Origin of the sequence: Vibrio sp. 2CM40D (assembly GCF_023161825.1) — a bacterium.
Lineage (GTDB): Bacteria > Pseudomonadota > Gammaproteobacteria > Enterobacterales > Vibrionaceae > Vibrio > Vibrio alginolyticus.
The window spans coordinates 487947-506107 of sequence record NZ_JALNTL010000001.1 but is presented as its reverse complement, the minus strand read 5'-3'; the positions used below and the strand labels follow the sequence as shown (position 1 = coordinate 506107).

15 protein-coding genes are annotated in these 18161 nt (G+C 44.9%); 5 read left to right on the top strand and 10 right to left on the bottom strand.

Annotation, left to right across the window (positions count from 1 at the left end; translation table 11 throughout):
• Positions 1 to 61 precede the first annotated feature (61 nt).
• Positions 62 to 1003, top strand: coding sequence for a LysR family transcriptional regulator (locus MTF70_RS02370; RefSeq protein WP_017635999.1), 942 nt, complete (start codon positions 62 to 64; stop codon positions 1001 to 1003).
• 170 nt (positions 1004 to 1173) lie between these two features.
• Here MTF70_RS02370 and ebgR read toward each other — a convergent pair whose 3' ends face one another.
• A complete protein-coding gene (ebgR, locus tag MTF70_RS02365) occupies positions 1174 to 2160 on the bottom strand; it encodes a transcriptional regulator EbgR (RefSeq protein WP_205461139.1) in 987 nt (328 codons plus the stop codon).
• Between the two features lie 420 nt (positions 2161 to 2580).
• On the opposite strand from ebgR, the gene MTF70_RS02360 reads away from it, so the two are divergent.
• The gene (locus MTF70_RS02360) at positions 2581 to 3168 is read left to right on the top strand and encodes an outer membrane beta-barrel protein (protein ID WP_017820436.1); all 588 of its coding nucleotides are present in this window, start codon (positions 2581 to 2583) and stop codon (positions 3166 to 3168) included.
• Positions 3169 to 3206: 38 nt separating this feature from the next.
• Here the strand turns inward: MTF70_RS02360 and MTF70_RS02355 are convergent, their stop codons facing one another.
• The gene (locus MTF70_RS02355) at positions 3207 to 3758 is read right to left on the bottom strand and encodes a gamma-glutamylcyclotransferase family protein (protein ID WP_025768214.1); all 552 of its coding nucleotides are present in this window, start codon (positions 3756 to 3758) and stop codon (positions 3207 to 3209) included.
• Between the two features lie 182 nt (positions 3759 to 3940).
• Here MTF70_RS02355 and MTF70_RS02350 point away from each other — a divergent pair, with 182 nt between their 5' ends.
• Positions 3941 to 5125, top strand: coding sequence for an NnrS family protein (locus MTF70_RS02350; RefSeq protein WP_025768215.1), 1185 nt, complete (start codon positions 3941 to 3943; stop codon positions 5123 to 5125).
• 73 nt (positions 5126 to 5198) lie between these two features.
• Here MTF70_RS02350 and MTF70_RS02345 read toward each other — a convergent pair whose 3' ends face one another.
• The 5 genes from MTF70_RS02345 to MTF70_RS02325 form a co-directional block, all read right to left on the bottom strand.
• The gene (locus MTF70_RS02345) at positions 5199 to 6152 is read right to left on the bottom strand and encodes a CorA family divalent cation transporter (RefSeq protein WP_005380188.1); all 954 of its coding nucleotides are present in this window, start codon (positions 6150 to 6152) and stop codon (positions 5199 to 5201) included.
• A 276-nt stretch (positions 6153 to 6428) separates the two neighbouring features.
• Positions 6429 to 7988, bottom strand: coding sequence for a glycerol-3-phosphate dehydrogenase (glpD, locus tag MTF70_RS02340; protein ID WP_005391703.1), 1560 nt, complete (start codon positions 7986 to 7988; stop codon positions 6429 to 6431).
• A 176-nt stretch (positions 7989 to 8164) separates the two neighbouring features.
• The gene (locus MTF70_RS02335) at positions 8165 to 8956 is read right to left on the bottom strand and encodes a DeoR/GlpR family transcriptional regulator (RefSeq protein WP_005380192.1); all 792 of its coding nucleotides are present in this window, start codon (positions 8954 to 8956) and stop codon (positions 8165 to 8167) included.
• 159 nt (positions 8957 to 9115) lie between these two features.
• Positions 9116 to 10633, bottom strand: coding sequence for a glycerol kinase GlpK (glpK, locus tag MTF70_RS02330; RefSeq protein ID WP_005380193.1), 1518 nt, complete (start codon positions 10631 to 10633; stop codon positions 9116 to 9118).
• A gap of 59 nt (positions 10634 to 10692) precedes the next feature.
• Complete coding sequence (locus tag MTF70_RS02325; RefSeq protein ID WP_005380195.1) at positions 10693 to 11547, bottom strand: MIP/aquaporin family protein; 855 nt, start codon at positions 11545 to 11547, stop codon at positions 10693 to 10695.
• An 896-nt stretch (positions 11548 to 12443) separates the two neighbouring features.
• Between MTF70_RS02325 and glpT the strand changes: the two genes are divergently transcribed.
• Both glpT and glpQ read left to right on the top strand, forming a co-directional pair.
• A complete protein-coding gene (gene glpT, locus MTF70_RS02320) occupies positions 12444 to 13808 on the top strand; it encodes a glycerol-3-phosphate transporter (RefSeq protein ID WP_005380199.1) in 1365 nt (454 codons plus the stop codon).
• 56 nt (positions 13809 to 13864) lie between these two features.
• The gene (gene glpQ, locus MTF70_RS02315) at positions 13865 to 14920 is read left to right on the top strand and encodes a glycerophosphodiester phosphodiesterase (protein WP_054865661.1); all 1056 of its coding nucleotides are present in this window, start codon (positions 13865 to 13867) and stop codon (positions 14918 to 14920) included.
• Positions 14921 to 15001: 81 nt separating this feature from the next.
• Here glpQ and dapD read toward each other — a convergent pair whose 3' ends face one another.
• The 3 genes from dapD to MTF70_RS02300 all read right to left on the bottom strand — a co-directional run bounded on the left by dapD (position 15002) and on the right by MTF70_RS02300 (position 18057).
• A complete protein-coding gene (dapD, locus tag MTF70_RS02310; protein WP_206949395.1) occupies positions 15002 to 16033 on the bottom strand; it encodes a 2,3,4,5-tetrahydropyridine-2,6-dicarboxylate N-succinyltransferase in 1032 nt (343 codons plus the stop codon).
• Positions 16034 to 16357: 324 nt separating this feature from the next.
• Entirely contained in the window at positions 16358 to 17341 is a 984-nt protein-coding gene (locus MTF70_RS02305) for a GGGtGRT protein (protein ID WP_206949394.1), read from the bottom strand.
• A 23-nt stretch (positions 17342 to 17364) separates the two neighbouring features.
• The gene (locus MTF70_RS02300; RefSeq protein ID WP_005380206.1) at positions 17365 to 18057 is read right to left on the bottom strand and encodes an iron-sulfur cluster assembly scaffold protein; all 693 of its coding nucleotides are present in this window, start codon (positions 18055 to 18057) and stop codon (positions 17365 to 17367) included.
• Positions 18058 to 18161: the final 104 nt, after the last annotated feature.

Sequence of the window (18161 nt, the reverse complement as noted above, 5' to 3'; positions counted from 1 at the left end):
GTTGCTAATTTATCGAATGCTCTAAAATGACTCAAATTGATGATTTTAATTTCATCTATGAATGAAATGGGATGAGGATGTTGGAGTGAAAGAGGACATTCAGTGGCGCAACATTGACTTGAACTTATTGGTGACGTTTTCCTACTTGTATCGCTATCGAAGCGTTAGCGTCGCGGCAGAGAAAAGTTACGTTAGCCAGTCGGCGATGAGTCATAGTTTGTCTCGTTTAAGGTTGTTGTTTGACGACCCGCTTTTTGAGCGAAAAGGGCACAATATGGAGCCCACCGAGCACGCTCACCACATCGCGCCAACGGTGCATCACTTGTTGGATTCTATCGCCAAAGACTTGCTCACTAAGTCTGCCTTCCAACCTGAAAATTACGCGGGTGTATGTCGCATCGGGTTAACGGATTATGCCGAGTTTATCTTTGCTCCTCGGCTTTATGACGAAATACGCCAGCGCGCCCCAGAGGCGCAGATCAGTTTTATTAACGTCAATCGTAGCAACTACGTGGCATTAACTGAGCACGAAAAGCTCGATGTCATTATTGGCAGCATGCCGGTGTTGGATGACAACTTTGAGAGCTTGTACTTGTACACCGAAAAACACGTGTGCATGTGTGATAAACAGGTGTTGAAAGGGGAAACACAGCTGTCTCTGGAAGCGTTCGCGAACATCGAGCAAGCTCTGGTAAGTCCCGATGGGAGCTTAAAGACACAAGTAGACCAAAAGCTCGCAGAACATGGCTTGAGCCGCAAAGTCACCGTGGCGTCGCGCAACTTTCTCACTATTCGGCATCTATTGAAAAAGCGCGATCTCATTGCCATCGTGCCAGAAAAAATGGCGTTGGCGGAGGGCTTTTCGGACGATCTCATTACTGTTAAGCCGCCGATCGCCGTTGCGGATTTTGATATTGCCATGCTGTGGCATTCCAGCCGAAACAATGAAGACAAAGGCATTTGGCTACGCGAGTTGGTTTCTTCGACCATCACCTCTAAATGATAAACATTTGGGGCACTCATGGTGCTTAGAGTGATTTGTTGTTGAACTTCTTACTACCCGCTGAGTTATCGGCGTTACGCCGAAACAGTACTGATTGTGCAAAATGAATATCTTGGGTTAGGGGGGGATGTTCCAGATTTAATTCATAAAAGAGATTAATGGAAAAGGTATCATTGAGTTGTACCACGTAGTTTAAGCTCTGTTTGAACGTATACATGAAGAGGGAGTAAGCGTCCATCTCGGTATTTTTCCACTAGTAAGTTCACTCCCTGAGTTCCCATCAACTCAGAGTGAATACGAATTGTAGACAACGGCGGAAAGGTAAAGCGAGCAGTAGGAATATCATTCATACTAATCAGCGTAATATCCTCTGGTATCTTTAAGCCAAATTCATGGATTGCACGTACTATGCCAATCGCGATGGAGTCTGAATCAATGAATACTGCTTTCGGGAAGTCACCTTTGGCTAGCATCTCTTTCGCTAAGTTATAACCGGACAAACTAGAGCAGGCACAATAGTGTATATCATGTTCTGCGACCACGCCTTTTAGATAGCCATAGTCCAAAAACACATTTTCACGAGTGTCAGCTGCGTCGTGCTTGTCTTGACCGCCAATATAACCGATGCGGCGGTGGCCTCGTTGTACAAAGAAATCAACTACTTGCCTACTGACTCGAATAAGGTCGACATCAACGCAATCATAAGGGCAGGTTGGATCTGAAAAGTTTATGTAGCAAATGCTATCGGCTAGACGTTTAGGTAATTTATCTACTACCTTTTGGTCGACATTTCCGACTAAAAGGACACCTGTTATCTTTTTCGTTTCAACATCAATTTCACTGTTATAGCAATTGGTTAGCGTAATACCTAATTTGTCGCATTGCGTTTCAATCCCATGACGAATTGATAAGTAGTAAGGGTCATTCACCTCTGTTTCTTGTTTGTAGTTATATAAGGCTAAAAAGTGATGTTTTTGCTTAGCTTCTTTGATGCCTTTCTTCGAGCTACTGGTGCGGTACTCCAGTTTTTCTGCAATTTCCAAAATGCGGTATTTGGTTTCTTCTTTAACGCTCAACGTTGGGTCGTTGTTCAAAACCCGCGATACGGTTGCAAGTGAGACGCCTGCTTCAATGGCGATATCTTTTAGCTTTGCCATGTAAATTTCCCGTTGGCACTGCCCAAGTGTGAGCTCAATAATCTGACTATTTTAAACAGCTACTTAGATATGCACAAACCTTTAGTAAGACAGTCCTAAACACTTTAAATCATCATATCAAGCCAAATTGTTTTCATGAAATAGACTCTATTGAGTAATAAATAAAGCCGTAAACGTAAGGATTATATTGCTGTAAAAATACTGAAAAACGCGACTGGTTTGGAAACTTGCTACTTGTGGTAACTCTAGTACTTAATAGGACTCGAGCTGTTTAGAGTTTAATCAAGCAAACGTTTTATTGTTCATGTTTATGTTTTGTGTCTCATTTTATAAACAAATCAATAGGAAAGTATTCAACTCTATTTATAATCTCCGCGCTTTTAAAAGCTGTCTAACAGTATGAAAAATTAGGAAATTATAATGAAAAAAGTATTGCCATTATTGGCTTTAGGTGCAGTGGTTGCTTCAGCATCAGTTCAAGCAAAAGGTAACTGGTATGTTGGTGCTGATTTGGTAAATTCAGATCTTAAAGTTAAAAGCTTGTCAAAAGATCTTTCTGCGACAGGTCTTAGCCTTGCTGTAGGTAAAGAGCTTCAATATTCAGAAAACTTCAAACTAGCTTTTGAAGGTGAGTACATATACTTTGGCGACTTTGAAGAAACATTTTCTTACATGGGGTGGCCGGTTAAATTTAGTGTTGATGCTTCTGCGTTCAATTTCAATGCGAAGCCTAAATACCAATTTGCAGGTACAGGCTTCTATGTTGGTGCGATTGCTGGCCTTGGTGTAATGAGTGTTTCTTATGAAGTGAAATCATCTAGCACTGTTACCGATGATGGTCGTGATGTAGGCTTTAACTACGGTGTTGAGGCTGGTTATGAGTTCGCTTCAGGTTTGGTTGTATCTGGTGGCTACCGTGCTTCTTCGGTAAGTATTGATGCCGAAAACGGTGGCAGCGAAGATTTTGATTTTGACAGCCTGTACGTTGGTGTTGATTACAAGTTTTAAGCTCGCGTAAGCAAAACATAGATACTAAAAAGGAGCCGTTAGGCTCCTTTTTTTATTAGATTATCAATCAACTCATAATGGTGATCTTGTACGCCTGCAAGGTTGCCATATTTGGGTTGGTGGCGGTCATTTTCTTTCGCGTGTTGCCAGCCAATGGTGTGACGCACAAAATGCTCTGCAAACGCGTGGGAAACTTCCAAGCAACCTGCCAGTACGGTATCAACATAACTTTGCATGATTGGGCTCTTTTCGCATGGTGGTAGTGGCTCGTCTTTTACGTAAACCCAAATGTCATGTTCTTGGTTAAAACTCGCATCTGTTTCGATTTGATCTGGCTGAAGTTGAATACGATGATAACCTCGCTCACGGCGGTCGAATTCTGCGAGCGCTTCTTCATTTACTTCGAGTAAAACGCCATTAACCTGTCCATCGCCTTGGTTCACCACTAATGGAGAGAGGCTGTAGCTGTCGTCAATCTTCCCCCAGTAGCGAACCAACCCATGTGCTATGACGGGAATGGCTTCTCCCGTTTGTCCGGTTAACTTACGCGACGCAGAATTAATCAAACTGCCATAGCCAAATATGTACATTGTCGTTGCATCCCTTAACTGATAGTTGTGCCTCTCATGTTTATACCTAACCCGCCTCTGAAGCACAACTTTACCTCTTAAGTATAATCTTAATTATAAACATGTATTTTTTATACATGTTTATGGTAGCATCAATATGTAGTTGAGTTAACCAGCATCGAGAGACGCTTGAGGGCAAGATAATGCTGAATATCACCGATAAAAAAGTAGAAGAAAAAATCCCCGCATGGCTGCGATTAGGCTTTCGGCCGTTTTTTCTGTTTGGGTCGATTTACGCCATTGTTGCGATTGCGTTGTGGGTGTGGATGTTCCAAGGCGGACAGCCAAACGCATTAGCCGTGCCTGCATTGTGGTGGCACGTACATGAAATGTTGTTCGGTTTTTCGATGGCCATTGTAGTTGGCTTTGTACTGACCGCGGTACAAAACTGGACTGGCATTAATGGTACCAAGCATTACATGCTTCTGGCTTTATTTGGCTTGTGGTTAGTGCCCCGCATATTGCTTTGGACACCAGCACCGTTATGGTTAACCAGCAGTATCGAAGCGGTATTTTTACTGTTTGTCGCCTATGAGGTGGGCATTCGTGTGTATCGAGCCAAAGGTTGGCGTAATTTGTTTTTCGTTCCACTGTTTCTTTTAGCCATCTTTGCGAACTTTGCAAGCTACGCAACGATAAAAGGTATGCCGCCCTTTAGCTCTTCAGCGGTGTGGCAAGCAATGCTGTGGTGGTTTACCTTGCTGTTGTCAGTGATGGGCGGACGTGTAATTCCATTTTTTACTGCGCGTCGATTTAATTTCGAAAAAGCGCAACCATTGGCTTGGTTAGAGTGGTTCGCGAACTTGCCATTGGTAATGCTATTTGTGCTGAGCTTTTTCCCTGTGACGTTTGCAGAACTAGGTAGTCGTTTGATGCTATTTGCAGGTGTTGCTCAGTTGGTGCGTTTTGTTCGCTGGAAACCTTGGTTAACCCTGAACGAGCCTTTAGTATGGTCGCTGCATGCTGCGTATTTGTGTTTACCACTAAGCTTAATTTTGCGAGGCGTCTGGGGAGATGCATTTGCCAGCCATAACCTCATTCACCTGTTTGCGATAGGTGCGTTAGGCGGTTTGATTTTAGCGATGATTACACGGGTGACGATGGGACATACTGGTCGCATGATCTACAAAGGGCCAAACATGAGCCTTGCGTTTGCAGCGATTACCGCGGCAGCTTTGGTTCGCAGTTTCGCCGTGATCTTTGATCCAGCGAACATGATACTGTGGATTGATATCAGCGGTGGATTATGGATTGTTGCGTTTGGGCTATTTGTGTGGCGCTTTGGTGTGATGCTTGTGACCCCTCGTGTGGATGGTCACCCCGGATAAGATTCTAATGTGAGTAGAGAAAAGAGGAGCCGCGTGCTCCTCTTTTGGTTTTTGTTCTTTATAGGTTTAGTGTTTATTCGTCTTCGTCGTCCGCTTTATTCGTGAGCCCCAAGCGTTTAAATAGCCACCACTCTAGACCAAAAATGACAATTAAGGCGATGCAGAACCAGGTGAATGCCATGGTGGAATCCACGCCTGGCATTCCACCAACATTGATACCGAGTAAACCTGTTAAGAAGCTGGTTGGTAGAAAAATCGTTGCTACCAAAGTAAACAGGTAACTGTTTTTATTGGTTTTCTCATCACGATGATGTTTGATCTCTTCTTGGAAAAGCGCCACTTCTCCAAGATAAAACTCAAGTGTTTCATTTATGCGCGTAATATTATTGTGTGCGAAGCGATATTGATGAGGTCTCAAAGCAATCAATTCTGATTCTGACTCCACAAGATCACGGATAGCGTACTGCTGAGGGCGAATAAAACGCTTGATAGAAATCAGTGCTTTTTGAGTCGCCATATGTTTGTACGTCGACTCATCATTCACGTCGAACTGGTTTAGTGTTTCTTCAATCGTATCAAGGTAAATGTCTATTTTACTGTTTAATCCTTCAATGATCTGATGAAGTAAACTGGCAAGACTTTTTGGGCCTTTGTGTTCCGCTAATGCTTGGCGAATCTCCATGATCGCGCGTGATGGAATTTTACGAGTTGAAATGAGTGCGCCTTGAAAGTAGAGAATTCGAATACTAAGCATATCTTCTGGTGATGCATTGCCGTTCATATTGACGCCTCGTAAAATCAACATGAAGTTCTCGTCATCCAAAGGATGGAAAGATGGTCGGCTTTCGTCGGCTAATAGATGATCAACCGTAGCTCGAGGTACTTGGTTTTGCTCCAGCCAACCACGAATATCAGGATGCAGCCGTTCGCAATGGTACCAATGCTTAGCTTGAATTTGCTCTGCCGTGGTGGATTGTTGAGTTGCTTCTGGGGTTGAGAAGTCCCAATGTTCAATCATAAAACCCATTTTCTTTTCCTTGTTTGAGCCGATACCAAAATAACCTCAAGATACTTCTTTCGCGAGAATTGCATTGCCATACAGAGGCAATGCTCTGAGTACGGTACTCTGAAGTCATTGATGCATTATTTTTCAAATGAGTATGATTGTATTTAATGCCAAATGTCTATGAATAGTTGTTCTTATTTGCAATCGAGTGGAGCGCACCAAGGTGTTGTGCTTAAACAACAAAACAAAAAGCCTGCAACTAAGCAGGCTTTATTGTGGGGGGAGGGAGGGGAGCTGTTAGCCAACTTGAGAAAGATTAACCACTTTCTGTTGTAGCTTTTTCTTTAAATAGTCCGTTAAGGCCTGTTTTTCTTCCTCGTTCATGTAAAGACCAAGCTTAGTACGGCGCCATAAAATGTCTTCATCGGTCATTGCCATTTCATGGTTCATTAAGTAATCGATCTCACGTTGGTAAACACCACCGGCTTGTGTCGAGAACGTTTGTCCTAAGTCAGCTTCACTTGTTGTACCTTCCATTAAGTTCCACGTTTGGGTACCAAACTGAGTGACATAACGAAGAATCAATGCTTCTGGCGCCCAAGTGTATTTAGCATGAATTTGTTTCGCTAATTGTTCACGACTACAGCTGAAGTTACCACCAGGAAGGGTTTGGTTGGCCGTCCAGTCTTTACCCATTTCAGGTAGGAACGGAGCAAGTTTCTTCATTGCTGCTTCACCTAACTTACGGTAGGTCGTTAACTTACCACCAAAAACAGAAAGCAGAGGTGCATGGTCGTATTCCGCATCGAGCTCTAGCGTGTAGTCTCGTGTGATTGCTTGCGGAGAGTCAGATTCATCGTCACATAAAGGACGAACACCGCTGTATGTCCAAACTACATCTTCGCGAGTCAACTGGTGGACAAAGTGTTGGTTTACGATATCAATGAGGTAATCGACTTCGTCATCTGAGATCGACACTTCACGTGGGTCACCTTTGTATTCCACATCTGTTGTACCAATGATTGAGAACTTATCTAAGTAAGGAATCATAAATACGATGCGATTGTCTTTGTTTTGAAGAATGTAGGCTTGCGGTTCGTTGTGGATACGAGGAACAACGATGTGCGAGCCTTTGATTAAGCGAATGTTACGAGGAGAGGCTTGCTCTAATCCATCATCAAAGAACTGTTTTACCCAAGGCCCCGCAGCATTGACTAACGCTTTCGCTTTACGTTCGAAACGTTGGTCTGTCATCACATCGTGAATAGTAACATGCCAGATACCACCTTCACGGTGTGCTTTTTCCACGCGGCAGTAGTTACGCACTTCAGCATGGTTTTCGCGAGCCGCAAGAACGTTCAGTAATACTAAACGTGCATCATCAACCCAACAGTCAGAGTATTCGAAACCCGTTTTCATCTCTGGTTTTAGCAAGCCAGATTTCGCAAGGTTGACGGTTTTACTGCCTTGCAGCGTCGTACGTTTACCCAAGTTATCGTAAAGGAAAAGGCCACAACGAATCATCCAAGCTGGGCGTAGGAATGGGCGATGCGGTAAACGGAAACGCATTGGTAATGCGACGTGTGGTGCTTTACGAAGAATAACCTCACGCTCTGCGAGCGCTTCCGAAACTAAACGAAACTCGTAGTGTTCAAGGTAGCGTAAACCGCCGTGTATCAGTTTAGAACTTGCTGAAGAAGTCGCAGATGCGAAGTCATGTGCTTCATATAAGCCAACACTCAAACCTCGGCCAGCTGCGTCTGCTGCAATACCAGCTCCGTTAATGCCGCCACCGATTACGATCAAGTCTAAGGTAGTGGATGAGCTAGTAGTGGAAGCATTATTTTGTATACTCATAAATTTGACCTCTTGGTGAGCGAACGAGCATTTTAGAACATAATGTAATCCTAGCTCAGGTTTCGTTTGTGATCATCTATTATTTTCGTTTGTGAGCGTTTTGTGTGATTTAGACACAAAAAAACCTCTGTCTAATTAAGACAGAGGTCATTTGAGGGGGAGTTATACGATTGACGTTACTCGTTTTCGGAGTTTGATTCGTTAGCTTCAACCACTTCAAGTGGGATAGAAGCTTCCTTCAAAATTGACAAGATTTCTTCTGGTGGCTGCTTATTGGTAAAGATCATGTTGAGCTGTGCAATATTGCCTAGTTTCACCATAGCATTGCGCCCGAACTTGGTGTGGTCTACGGCAAGAAATACACTACGGCTATTGTCAATGATCGCTTGTTTGACCCGGACTTCGTGGTAATCAAAGTCTAATAGCGAGCCATCGAAGTCGATACCGCTAATGCCGAGAATACCAAAGTCGAGACGGAACTGTTTAACGAAATCGAGGGTAGCCTCGCCAACAATACCGCCGTCTCTGCTGCGGACTTCTCCACCCGCTAAGATGACTTTGATTTCAGGGTTAGGGAAAAGAATGGTCGCAACATTGATGTTGTTGGTGACAACACGCAACTGTTTATGGTTTTTATTGAGCGCTCGCGCAACTGCTTCTGGTGTGGTGCCGATATCGATGAATAGTGTGGCACCATCTGGAATGTGTTTGACTACCTCGTCTGCAATGACATCTTTTTCATTGAAGTTGAGCGCTTTACGCGTGTTGTAAGATGTGTTTTCAGAACTGAGAGGAATAGTGGCTCCACCGTGATAACGACGAATTTTGTTGTCATCGGCGAGTTCATTGAGATCGCGTCGGATGGTTTGTGGGCTGACATTGAATCTTTCTACTAACTCATCCGTGCTGACATAGCCTTGTTTTTTCACCAGCTCAACAATCTGCTGGTGTCGAGGTATTTGCTTCACTTACCACTCCCTTGTGCATTGGTAACGGCCAATGCTTCAAATTCGAACCTCTATTGTGCTCGAATTTGCTCGTTGTGAGAAGTAAGCGAGTTCAGGAATCGGGGATAAAGCGCAAAAAGAGCGCACAAATGGCGCTCTTTTTTTCTTATGGAGATGAGATTAATCTTCTTCGTCGTGAAGTTCAGACCAGGTTTGTGCACATTTCACTGCACGTTTCCAGCCCTTGTAACGACGATTGCGTTTTTCTTCATCATCGTGTGGCTCAAAGGTGCGATCAAGTACCGCTTTATTCTGCAACTCATCAATGCTATCCCAGTAACCAACTGCAAGGCCGGCAAGGTAGGCTGCACCAAGAGCGGTAACCTCAGTTACTTGAGGGCGGTGTACTTCTGTGTTCAATACATCGGATTGGAATTGCATTAGGAAGTTGTTCGCTACTGCACCACCATCGACGCGAAGGTTCGCAAGCTTAATGCCTGAGTCAGCTTGCATCGCATCCAGTACGTCACGAGTTTGATAAGCGATGCCTTCCAATGTTGCACGGATGATATGGTTTGAATTCACACCGCGAGTAAGGCCGACAATCGTGCCACGTGCGTAGGCATCCCAGTATGGAGCGCCTAAACCAGTAAATGCAGGCACGACATAAACGCCGTTTGATGTATCCACTTTTGTCGCGAAGTATTCAGAGTCTTCTGCACCGTTTAGGATTTTCAATTCATCGCGTAGCCATTGGATAGAAGCTCCACCCATGAATACGGCGCCTTCAAGTGCATAAGCTGGTTCGCCTGCAGGACCACAAGCCAAAGTAGTTAGAAGGCCATGTGTCGAAGTGACTTTTTCTTGGCCAGTATTCATTAGCAAGAAACAACCCGTACCGTAAGTGTTTTTCGCTTGACCCGCTTCAACACACATTTGGCCGTAAAGCGCCGCTTGTTGGTCACCTGCGATTCCAGAAATAGGAATACGAGTACCGCCTTTACCACCGATGTTGGTTTTACCGTAAATTTCCGATGAGCGCTTCACTTCTGGCATCATAGATGCTGGGATGCCAAGCTCATCTAACATTTTTTGATCCCAACATAGATCGTTGATGTTAAACAGCATGGTACGCGATGCGTTAGTGTAGTCGGTTACGTGAACGCGACCTTGAGTCATCTTCCAAACTAACCAAGTATCGACAGTACCAAACAACAGCTTACCTGCTTCTGCGTCTTCTCGTGCGCCTTCAACATTGTCCAGAATCCATTTAACTTTGGTACCGGAGAAGTAAGGGTCAAGCACCAAACCAGTGTTGTCACGTACATAGTTTTCGAGACCGCGTGCTTTTAAATCTTCACAGATATCAGCAGTACGGCGACATTGCCATACAATCGCATTGTAAACGGGTTTACCTGTTTCTTTGTTCCAGACGATAGTCGTTTCACGCTGGTTAGTAATACCGATAGCCGCTAATTGGTCGCTACGGATGCCAGACTTAGCTAGAGCTTCTACTAAGGTAGAGCTTTGTGTTGCCCAGATCTCCATTGGATCATGTTCAACCCAACCAGCTTCTGGATAAATCTGAGTAAATTCGCGTTGCGCGACGCTTACGATGTTCGCATCATGATCAAGAATCACTGCGCGAGAGCTTGTTGTACCTTGGTCTAGGGCAACAATGTATTTTTGCTCAGTCATGGTAAGAATCCTTTTGTTTCGTTATTTATATTTTAGTAAATGTTCGAGTTACGTCAGTTTTAAGCTCTAGCTTCTTCTGTTTCTTCTTCCGTCTCACATTGGTTTGGAATCGTGCAACCGTGACCTTGTTGTGGAAGGTAAGCGGCAATCGCTTTTGGATACAACCAACCACCAAAACACGCACCTGCAATCGGAGCAAGTAAAGGCACGATAAAGTAAGGAATGTCTTTAGCACCTGTCAGAGCGTAATCCCAACCAGCGAAGTAAGCGAACAGCTTTGGTCCAAAGTCACGAGCAGGGTTCATCGCAAAGCCTGTTAGTGGGCCAAGTGAACCACCGATGACGGCAATCAAAATACCGATCAATAGAGGGTTCATTGCGCCACGTGCCGCGCCGTTATTTTCATCGCCCAGAGCCAGAATCGCAAACATCAGCACAGCAGTGATAACGAATTCCACAGCAAAAGCACCAAAGAAAGAGAGGGAGGCATGCGGATAGGTTGAGAAGATACCAGCAGTTGCTAGTGCATCTTGGCTGCTGCGAACGAAGTTATGAGCGATTTCGTAGTCGGTGAAAAGGTTGCTGTATAAGCTGTAAACCAACGCAGCAGAACAGAATGCCCCAAGCATTTGAGCGATAATGTATGGCACCACTTTCGCCTTATCAAAACCATGGAACATAGCAAGTGCGATGGTAACGGCAGGGTTGATGTGTGCACCAGAGACGCCAGCCGTACAGTAAATAGCGATGGCGACACCGAAGCCCCATACAATACTGATTTCCCATTGTCCAAATGATGCGCCTGTTAGAACTAAGGCTGCAACACAGCCTACGCCGAAGAAAATAAGTAGTCCTGTACCGATAAACTCGGCCAAACATTCTCCGAGCAGAGAGGGGTGTTTGTTCGTTGTCATGTTAAAAGTCCTTTGATCATTTTTGCCTGTCTAGCACGATACTATTGTGCATATATAAACGTTTACGAAAATAAACGAGCGTTAAAAGTGAGCGTTTGAGCATGAATTTGTTAATCAAAGTCTTCGTTTTTGTTAAATGGCGCATCTTTTAACCGGAAAAGAACACAACGAAAATAATTTATTTGTCACGAGGCCAGTGTTGAGAGCGCTCAAATTACCGATGTGAAAAAGAATGCACAACTGGTAAGAGGAGTTTTGTGAAGCTGCTACGTGCTTGGAGACTTATTGCACAGAACTTGTGTAGCAATTAACCCTAAAGGAGTAGCGGAATGTCAAATGTATCAAGGGATAGCAGTGATATAAAAAATACGCTGTCATGTTTGGACTTTTAGAAAAAATCGTCATCCCATTGGTACCAATAGGATGAGTTGAGAAGAGAATAAACGCTGTTAATGTCTTGTGTTTGTGAATCATTGCTTCGGCTTGTATTCAAATAAAAATTGTTTTTTTTATTTCGTTTGATGCTAAACGTGATCGTTTTTCAGCTTTTTAGTTATTAGTTGGTTCGGAGCGAGTAGGGCAGGCGTAAATCGCCCTTTTTACGGTTAGTTTATGTTCTAATTCGAGCCTTTGTTTCAAAGGTTTCGAATTGGAATGCTCAAGTGAGAGGTTTGAATATCAGTTTCATATTAACGAATCTTGAGTAAAGTTGAACGATGATCTAATTAATGCTCATATAATTTACTGTATTTACTTATATTTAATCCATGTGCAACATTTGTCACAGAAATAAAATCCTAACTCCATACAATTCATGAACTTTCGAACGAAGATTTATTTTGTTTCGTTCGCTCCTTTTGTGTTTTTACCATCGCATACAAAATAATGAGGTTCCTATGTTTGGAATATTCAAACCTAAGGCGCACATTGATCGTCTGTCCCCTGGCAGCATCGATAGCACCTACTCTCGCCTCCGTTGGCAACTCTTTATCGGTATCTTTGTTGGCTACGCCGGTTACTATCTAGTTCGTAAAAACTTCAGTTTGGCGATGCCTTATCTTATCGAGCAAGGCTTTAGCCGCGGAGACTTAGGTGTCGCCTTGGCAGCTGTTTCCATTGCATATGGTCTCTCTAAGTTTCTAATGGGCAGCGTTTCAGACCGCTCCAACCCTCGCTATTTCCTTAGTGGCGGCCTATTGATGTCTGCATTAGTGATGTTTTGCTTTGGCTTTATGCCATGGGCGACTGGTAGCGTCACTGCGATGTTCATTTTGCTTTTCTTAAACGGTTGGTTCCAAGGGATGGGGTGGCCTGCTTGTGGCCGAACCATGGTGCACTGGTGGTCACGTAAAGAGCGTGGTGAGATCGTTTCGGTTTGGAACGTGGCGCACAACGTGGGTGGCGGTTTGATTGGTCCACTATTTATTCTTGGCCTGTGGGCATTTAATGATGATTGGCGCACTGCATTTTATGTTCCTGCATTTTTCGCCACGTTAGTTGCTGTGTTTGTTTGGATGACGGTTCGCGATACCCCTCAGTCTTGTGGTCTGCCTCCTATTGAAGAATACAAAGACGATTACCCAGATGACTATGACAAGTCCCATGAACAAGAAATGACAGCGAAGGAAATCTTCTTCAAATACGTCTTCAACAACAAACTTCTTTGGTCGATTGCAATTGCAAACGCATTTGTTTACCTAATTCGTTACGGCGTACTGGACTGGGCACCTGTTTACCTAAAAGAAGCGAAGGATTTCTCGGTAGATAAATCGTCATGGGCTTATTTCTTATACGAATGGGCTGGCATTCCAGGAACACTATTGTGTGGTTGGATCTCTGACAAATTGTTCAAAGGTCGTCGTGCACCTGCTGGTATCTTATTTATGGTGTTAGTGACAGTTGCAGTGATGGTTTATTGGTTTAACCCTGCGGGCAACCCAACAGTAGATATGATGGCGCTTATTGCAATTGGCTTCCTAATCTATGGTCCGGTTATGCTGATCGGTTTGTACGCACTTGAACTCGCTCCGAAGAAAGCCGCAGGTACTGCCGCTGGTCTTACTGGTTTGTTTGGATACCTGGGTGGGGCAGTTGCCGCAAACGCGATTTTGGGCTACACCGTAGACCACTTTGGCTGGGATGGTGGCTTTATCATCTTAGTGGGTTCTTGTATTACTTCTATCGTGTGTTTGATGTACGCCTTCTTAGGTGAGCGTGCGCACCACGAGCAAAAAGAGCGCGAGAAGGAAGCGCTAGCGTAATATTTATTTAAAGAGGCAGTGGAATACTGCCTCTTCGCTTTATCAAGGAAATAACAATGAAAACAAAGTCAGTATGTCTTACTTTTTTAGCACTTAGCCTTTCTGCTGGTGCGATTGCGAAGCCGCTTGTCATTGCGCACCGTGGTGCATCGGGCTACTTGCCTGAGCACACGCTAGAAGCCAAAGCACTTGCTTACGCAATGAAACCTGACTACATAGAGCAAGATGTGGTAATGACGAAAGACGACCAGTTGGTCGTGTTGCATGACCATTATCTCGATCGCGTAACGGATGTTGCGGAGCGTTTTCCTGATCGTGCACGTAAAGATGGTCGTTATTACGCGATTGATTTCACTCTGGCGGAAATCAAATCCTTGCGAGTTACCGAAGGCTTTAATATCGATGACAAAGGCAACAAAGTAGCGGGCTATCCAACCCGATTCCCTATGTGGAAATCTGATTTCACAGTGCCGACGTTTGCTGAAGAGATTGAGCTGATCCAAGGCTTAAACAAAACGCTGGGTTATGACATCGGTATTTACCCAGAAATTAAAGCGCCTTGGTTCCATCGTCATGAAGGTAAGGAGATTTCTAAAGCAGTACTTAAAGTCTTGAAGCAGTACGGTTACGGCTCTCAAGACGACAAAGTCTACCTTCAGTGTTTTGATGCGAATGAACTTCAACGCATCAACAGTGAACTCATGCCTGCAATGGATATGGACTTAAAGCTCGTTCAGCTTATGGCTTACACGGACTGGAACGAAACTATGGTGTACAAAGGCGACAAGGCAACACCATACAGTTATGACTGGATGTTCGAAGCCGACGGAATGAAGAAAGTAGCGAGTTACGCGGAAGGAATTGGACCTTGGAAGCCGATGCTGGTGGATGATAAGTCAACCAAAGACAATATCATCATCAAGCCGTTGATGAAGGCTGCAAAAGACGCTGGCTTGCAAGTGCATCCATACACGTTTCGCGCCGATCCAGGACGCATTCCAGCGTACACTGACAGCTTTGAAGGCATGATGGATGTGTACTACAACCAAGTAAAAGTGGATGGTTTGTTTACTGATTTCCCAGATAAAGCGGTCAGCTTTTTAAATCAGTAATCACGCATTTTGCTGTAAGCTAAAAAATCCCCCAACAGTTTCCTGCTGGGGGATTTTTCGTAGGGCTAATTCACGAATGAATTAGTTGTTTTTATGCAGTTCGCTGTTCAGTTCAACCGCGCTCTTGTTAGCAAGACACTCGATTTGACCTGTTACAGAGTTACGACGGAACAGTAGGTCAGAAACACCTGCAAGATCGCGTGCTTTCACTACTTCTACTTCTTGGCCAGCAGAATCTAGCATGCGTACTTTAGAACCAGCAGTTACGTACAGACCTGATTCGATAGTACAACGGTCACCCATTGGGAAGCCAAGACCTGCGTTCGCGCCTAGTAGAGAGTTTTCACCGATAGAAACTACAACTTTACCGCCGCCAGATAGTGTGCCCATGATAGATGCGCCGCCGCCGATGTCAGAGCCGTTACCAACCACTACGCCAGCAGAGATACGACCTTCAACCATGCTCACGCCTGTTGTACCCGCGTTGAAGTTGATGAAGCCTTCGTGCATTACTGTTGTGCCTTCGCCAACGTGTGCGCCAAGACGTACGCGAGAAGTGTCAGCGATACGAACACCAGTTGGTACCACGTAGTCCACCATTTTAGGGAACTTGTCTACGCAATCTACGCTTAGTGCACGACCCGCTAGGCGAGCTTCGATTTGACGCTCTGCTAGTTCAGGTAGGTCGATTGGACCTTCGTTAGTCCATGCGATGTTGTGCAGTAGACCGAAGATGCCGTCTAGTACCGTACCGTGTGGTTGAACTAGGCGGTTAGAGATAAGTTGAAGTTTTAAGAAACCTTCAGCAACGCTTTGTGGCTGCTCGTCAGTTGCAAGAATAACCAGTACAAGTGGTTGTGCTGATTCTGCTGCTTTTGCTGCGATAGATGCGTTTGCTGCATCGCCGTTTGCTTCAAATGCTGCAGCCAGTTCTGCGCTTTGTGCTGCAGAGATCTCGATAGCTTGGTTGCCTTGCTCGTAACCTGCTACTGCTGCTAGTGCGTTAACAAGCGCTTCGCTTGGGTTAAGAACTGGGTTTGGGAAAAACGCTTCGATGATTTTGCCGTCGCGGTTTTTAGTTGCCGTACCAAAGGCTAGAGAGAAGAAAGCCATAGTTGATCTCCATGTGTTGAGTCTTGTGTCTCGTCTGTTCACTGACAAGAAATAATTAAGTTGTCAGTCATCATAAAGAGAGTGTTGAGGAGTTTAAAGAGGGGAAATGGAGAAAGTCTGTAGATGGATACCTTTTGTCTTTTTATAGATATGTTTGTCTGATGAGAAATGTGTCGCAAAAGCCTTATCAGACCGATTTTGGGCAGAGACACAGTGAAGTTGGAGAAGGGGGCATCGCAAAAAATAAGGGGAGGACCGAAGTCACTCCCCCTACACTGGGTTTGTTGGATTTACTGGCTTTGGATAGTAAAGCGATAAATCAACTTAGAGGCTTAGCTCACCGACCTCTACTGCAAGTGCAACCGTTGCCCCTACCATTGGATTGTTGCCCATACCGATGAAGCCCATCATCGCTACGTGTGCTGGTACTGAAGAGCTACCCGCGAATTGCGCATCGGCGTGCATGCGACCCATGGTATCGGTGATACCGTAGGATGCAGGACCTGCCGCCACGTTATCTGGGTGTAGAGTACGACCAGTACCACCACCTGATGCCACAGAGAAGTAAGGCATGCCTTCACGGTTACGCTCTGCTTTGTAGATACCGGCAACTGGGTGTTGGAAACGAGTCGGGTTTGTTGAGTTACCTGTGATGCTCACATCCACTTGTTCTTTATGCATGATAGCCACGCCTTCACGTACATCGTCTGCCCCGTAGCAAAGGATCTCACCACGTGGACCTTGGGAGAAACGGCGACGTTCTACTTCCACTAACTCACCAGTTTGGTAGTTGTACTGAGTGCGTACGTAAGTGAAACCATTGATGCGTGAGATTAGGTAAGCGGCGTCTTTACCCAAGCCATTTAGGATAACTTTCAACGGATTTTTTCGTGACTTGTTCACGTTCAATGCGATTTTGATAGCGCCTTCTGCCGCTGCGAATGACTCATGGCCCGCAAGGAAAGCGAAACAGCCACTTTCTTCATTCAATAGACGAGCCGCCAATGCACCGTGACCGATACCCACTCGGCGTTGTTCTGCGACGCTGCCTGGTTTTGTGCAGGCTTGAAGGCCTTCACCGATGATGTTTGCAGCTTCTTCAGCTGTTTTTGCTACGCGGAAAATCGCCAAAGCAGTGCCTAGCGTGTAGGCATCGGCAGCGCTTTCAAACGCGATAGGTTGAGTGTCCATCACTAGTGCTTTAGGGTCGATACCACGATCCATACAGTATTGGTAAGCCTCTTCCAGAGAAGAAAGTTGCATTTCGTCTAATGTGCGACGTACAGATTCAGTAATTGGAGTGTTCATAATCTCTTTCCTCTTGGTGGCAATTATTGTTGGCGTGGGTTGATGGTAGTTACGGCTTCGTCAAAACGACCGTAAGTCCCCGTCGCTTTGTCTGCGGCTTCTGCAGCAGATACGCCTTCGTTGATGGCTTTCATCATCTTGCCGAGGTTGAGATATTGGTAACCAATCACTTCTTTGTTTTCGTCTAGCGCGAGTTTTGTTACATAGCCTTCAGCCAACTCCATGTAACGCACGCCTTTTGCTTTGGTTGAGTAGCTAGTACCCACTTGGCTGCGTTGAGTTTGACCAAGATCTTCCAGTGCCGCACCAATTTCCAAGCCACCTTCAGAGAAAGCAGATTGAGTACGACCGTAAACAAATTGAAGGAAGATTTCGCGCATCGCGACGTTGATAGCATCACATACCAAGTCGGTATTCAGTGCTTCCAGAATGGTTTTGCCTGTTAGAATTTCTGCGGCCATCGCGGCTGATTGAGTCATGCCTGAACAGCCGATCGTTTCGATCAAAGCTTCTTCGATGATGCCGTTTTTGATGTTAAGAGTCAGTTTTGCTGCACCTTGTTGAGGAGCACAAGCGCCAACGCCGTGGCTAAGACCAGAAATCGCGATAACGTCTTTTGGATTGATCATTGCGCCTTCAACAGGGATCGGTGCAGATGCATGAAGATCGCCGCGTTGAATCGGGCACATTGATTGGATTTCGTGTGAATATTGCATAATGTTTTCCCAGTGTATTTTTATTTTTTGAGAAAACAGGAGCGGGGTTGGAGAAGAGTTGAATTGCTCACTACAGAACTCTTGCTTTAACAACATTGGTAAAG

Bases quoted from the DNA above. Each gene is read 5' to 3' on its own strand.
- MTF70_RS02355 (WP_025768214.1), bottom strand. From the start codon at position 3,758: ATGTACATATTTGGCTATGGCAGTTTGATTAATTCTGCGTCGCGTAAG.
- MTF70_RS02360 (WP_017820436.1), top strand. From the start codon at position 2,581: ATGAAAAAAGTATTGCCATTATTGGCTTTAGGTGCAGTGGTTGCTTCA.
- MTF70_RS02300 (WP_005380206.1), bottom strand. From the start codon at position 18,057: ATGCAATATTCACACGAAATCCAATCAATGTGCCCGATTCAACGCGGC.
- glpK (WP_005380193.1), bottom strand. From the start codon at position 10,633: ATGACTGAGCAAAAATACATTGTTGCCCTAGACCAAGGTACAACAAGC.
- MTF70_RS02325 (WP_005380195.1), bottom strand. From the start codon at position 11,547: ATGACAACGAACAAACACCCCTCTCTGCTCGGAGAATGTTTGGCCGAG.
- MTF70_RS02345 (WP_005380188.1), bottom strand. From the start codon at position 6,152: ATGGGTTTTATGATTGAACATTGGGACTTCTCAACCCCAGAAGCAACT.
- dapD (WP_206949395.1), bottom strand. From the start codon at position 16,033: ATGGCTTTCTTCTCTCTAGCCTTTGGTACGGCAACTAAAAACCGCGAC.
- MTF70_RS02305 (WP_206949394.1), bottom strand. From the start codon at position 17,341: ATGAACACTCCAATTACTGAATCTGTACGTCGCACATTAGACGAAATG.
- MTF70_RS02350 (WP_025768215.1), top strand. From the start codon at position 3,941: ATGCTGAATATCACCGATAAAAAAGTAGAAGAAAAAATCCCCGCATGG.
- glpT (WP_005380199.1), top strand. From the start codon at position 12,444: ATGTTTGGAATATTCAAACCTAAGGCGCACATTGATCGTCTGTCCCCT.
- glpQ (WP_054865661.1), top strand. From the start codon at position 13,865: ATGAAAACAAAGTCAGTATGTCTTACTTTTTTAGCACTTAGCCTTTCT.
- glpD (WP_005391703.1), bottom strand. From the start codon at position 7,988: ATGAGTATACAAAATAATGCTTCCACTACTAGCTCATCCACTACCTTA.
- ebgR (WP_205461139.1), bottom strand. From the start codon at position 2,160: ATGGCAAAGCTAAAAGATATCGCCATTGAAGCAGGCGTCTCACTTGCA.
- MTF70_RS02370 (WP_017635999.1), top strand. From the start codon at position 62: ATGAAATGGGATGAGGATGTTGGAGTGAAAGAGGACATTCAGTGGCGC.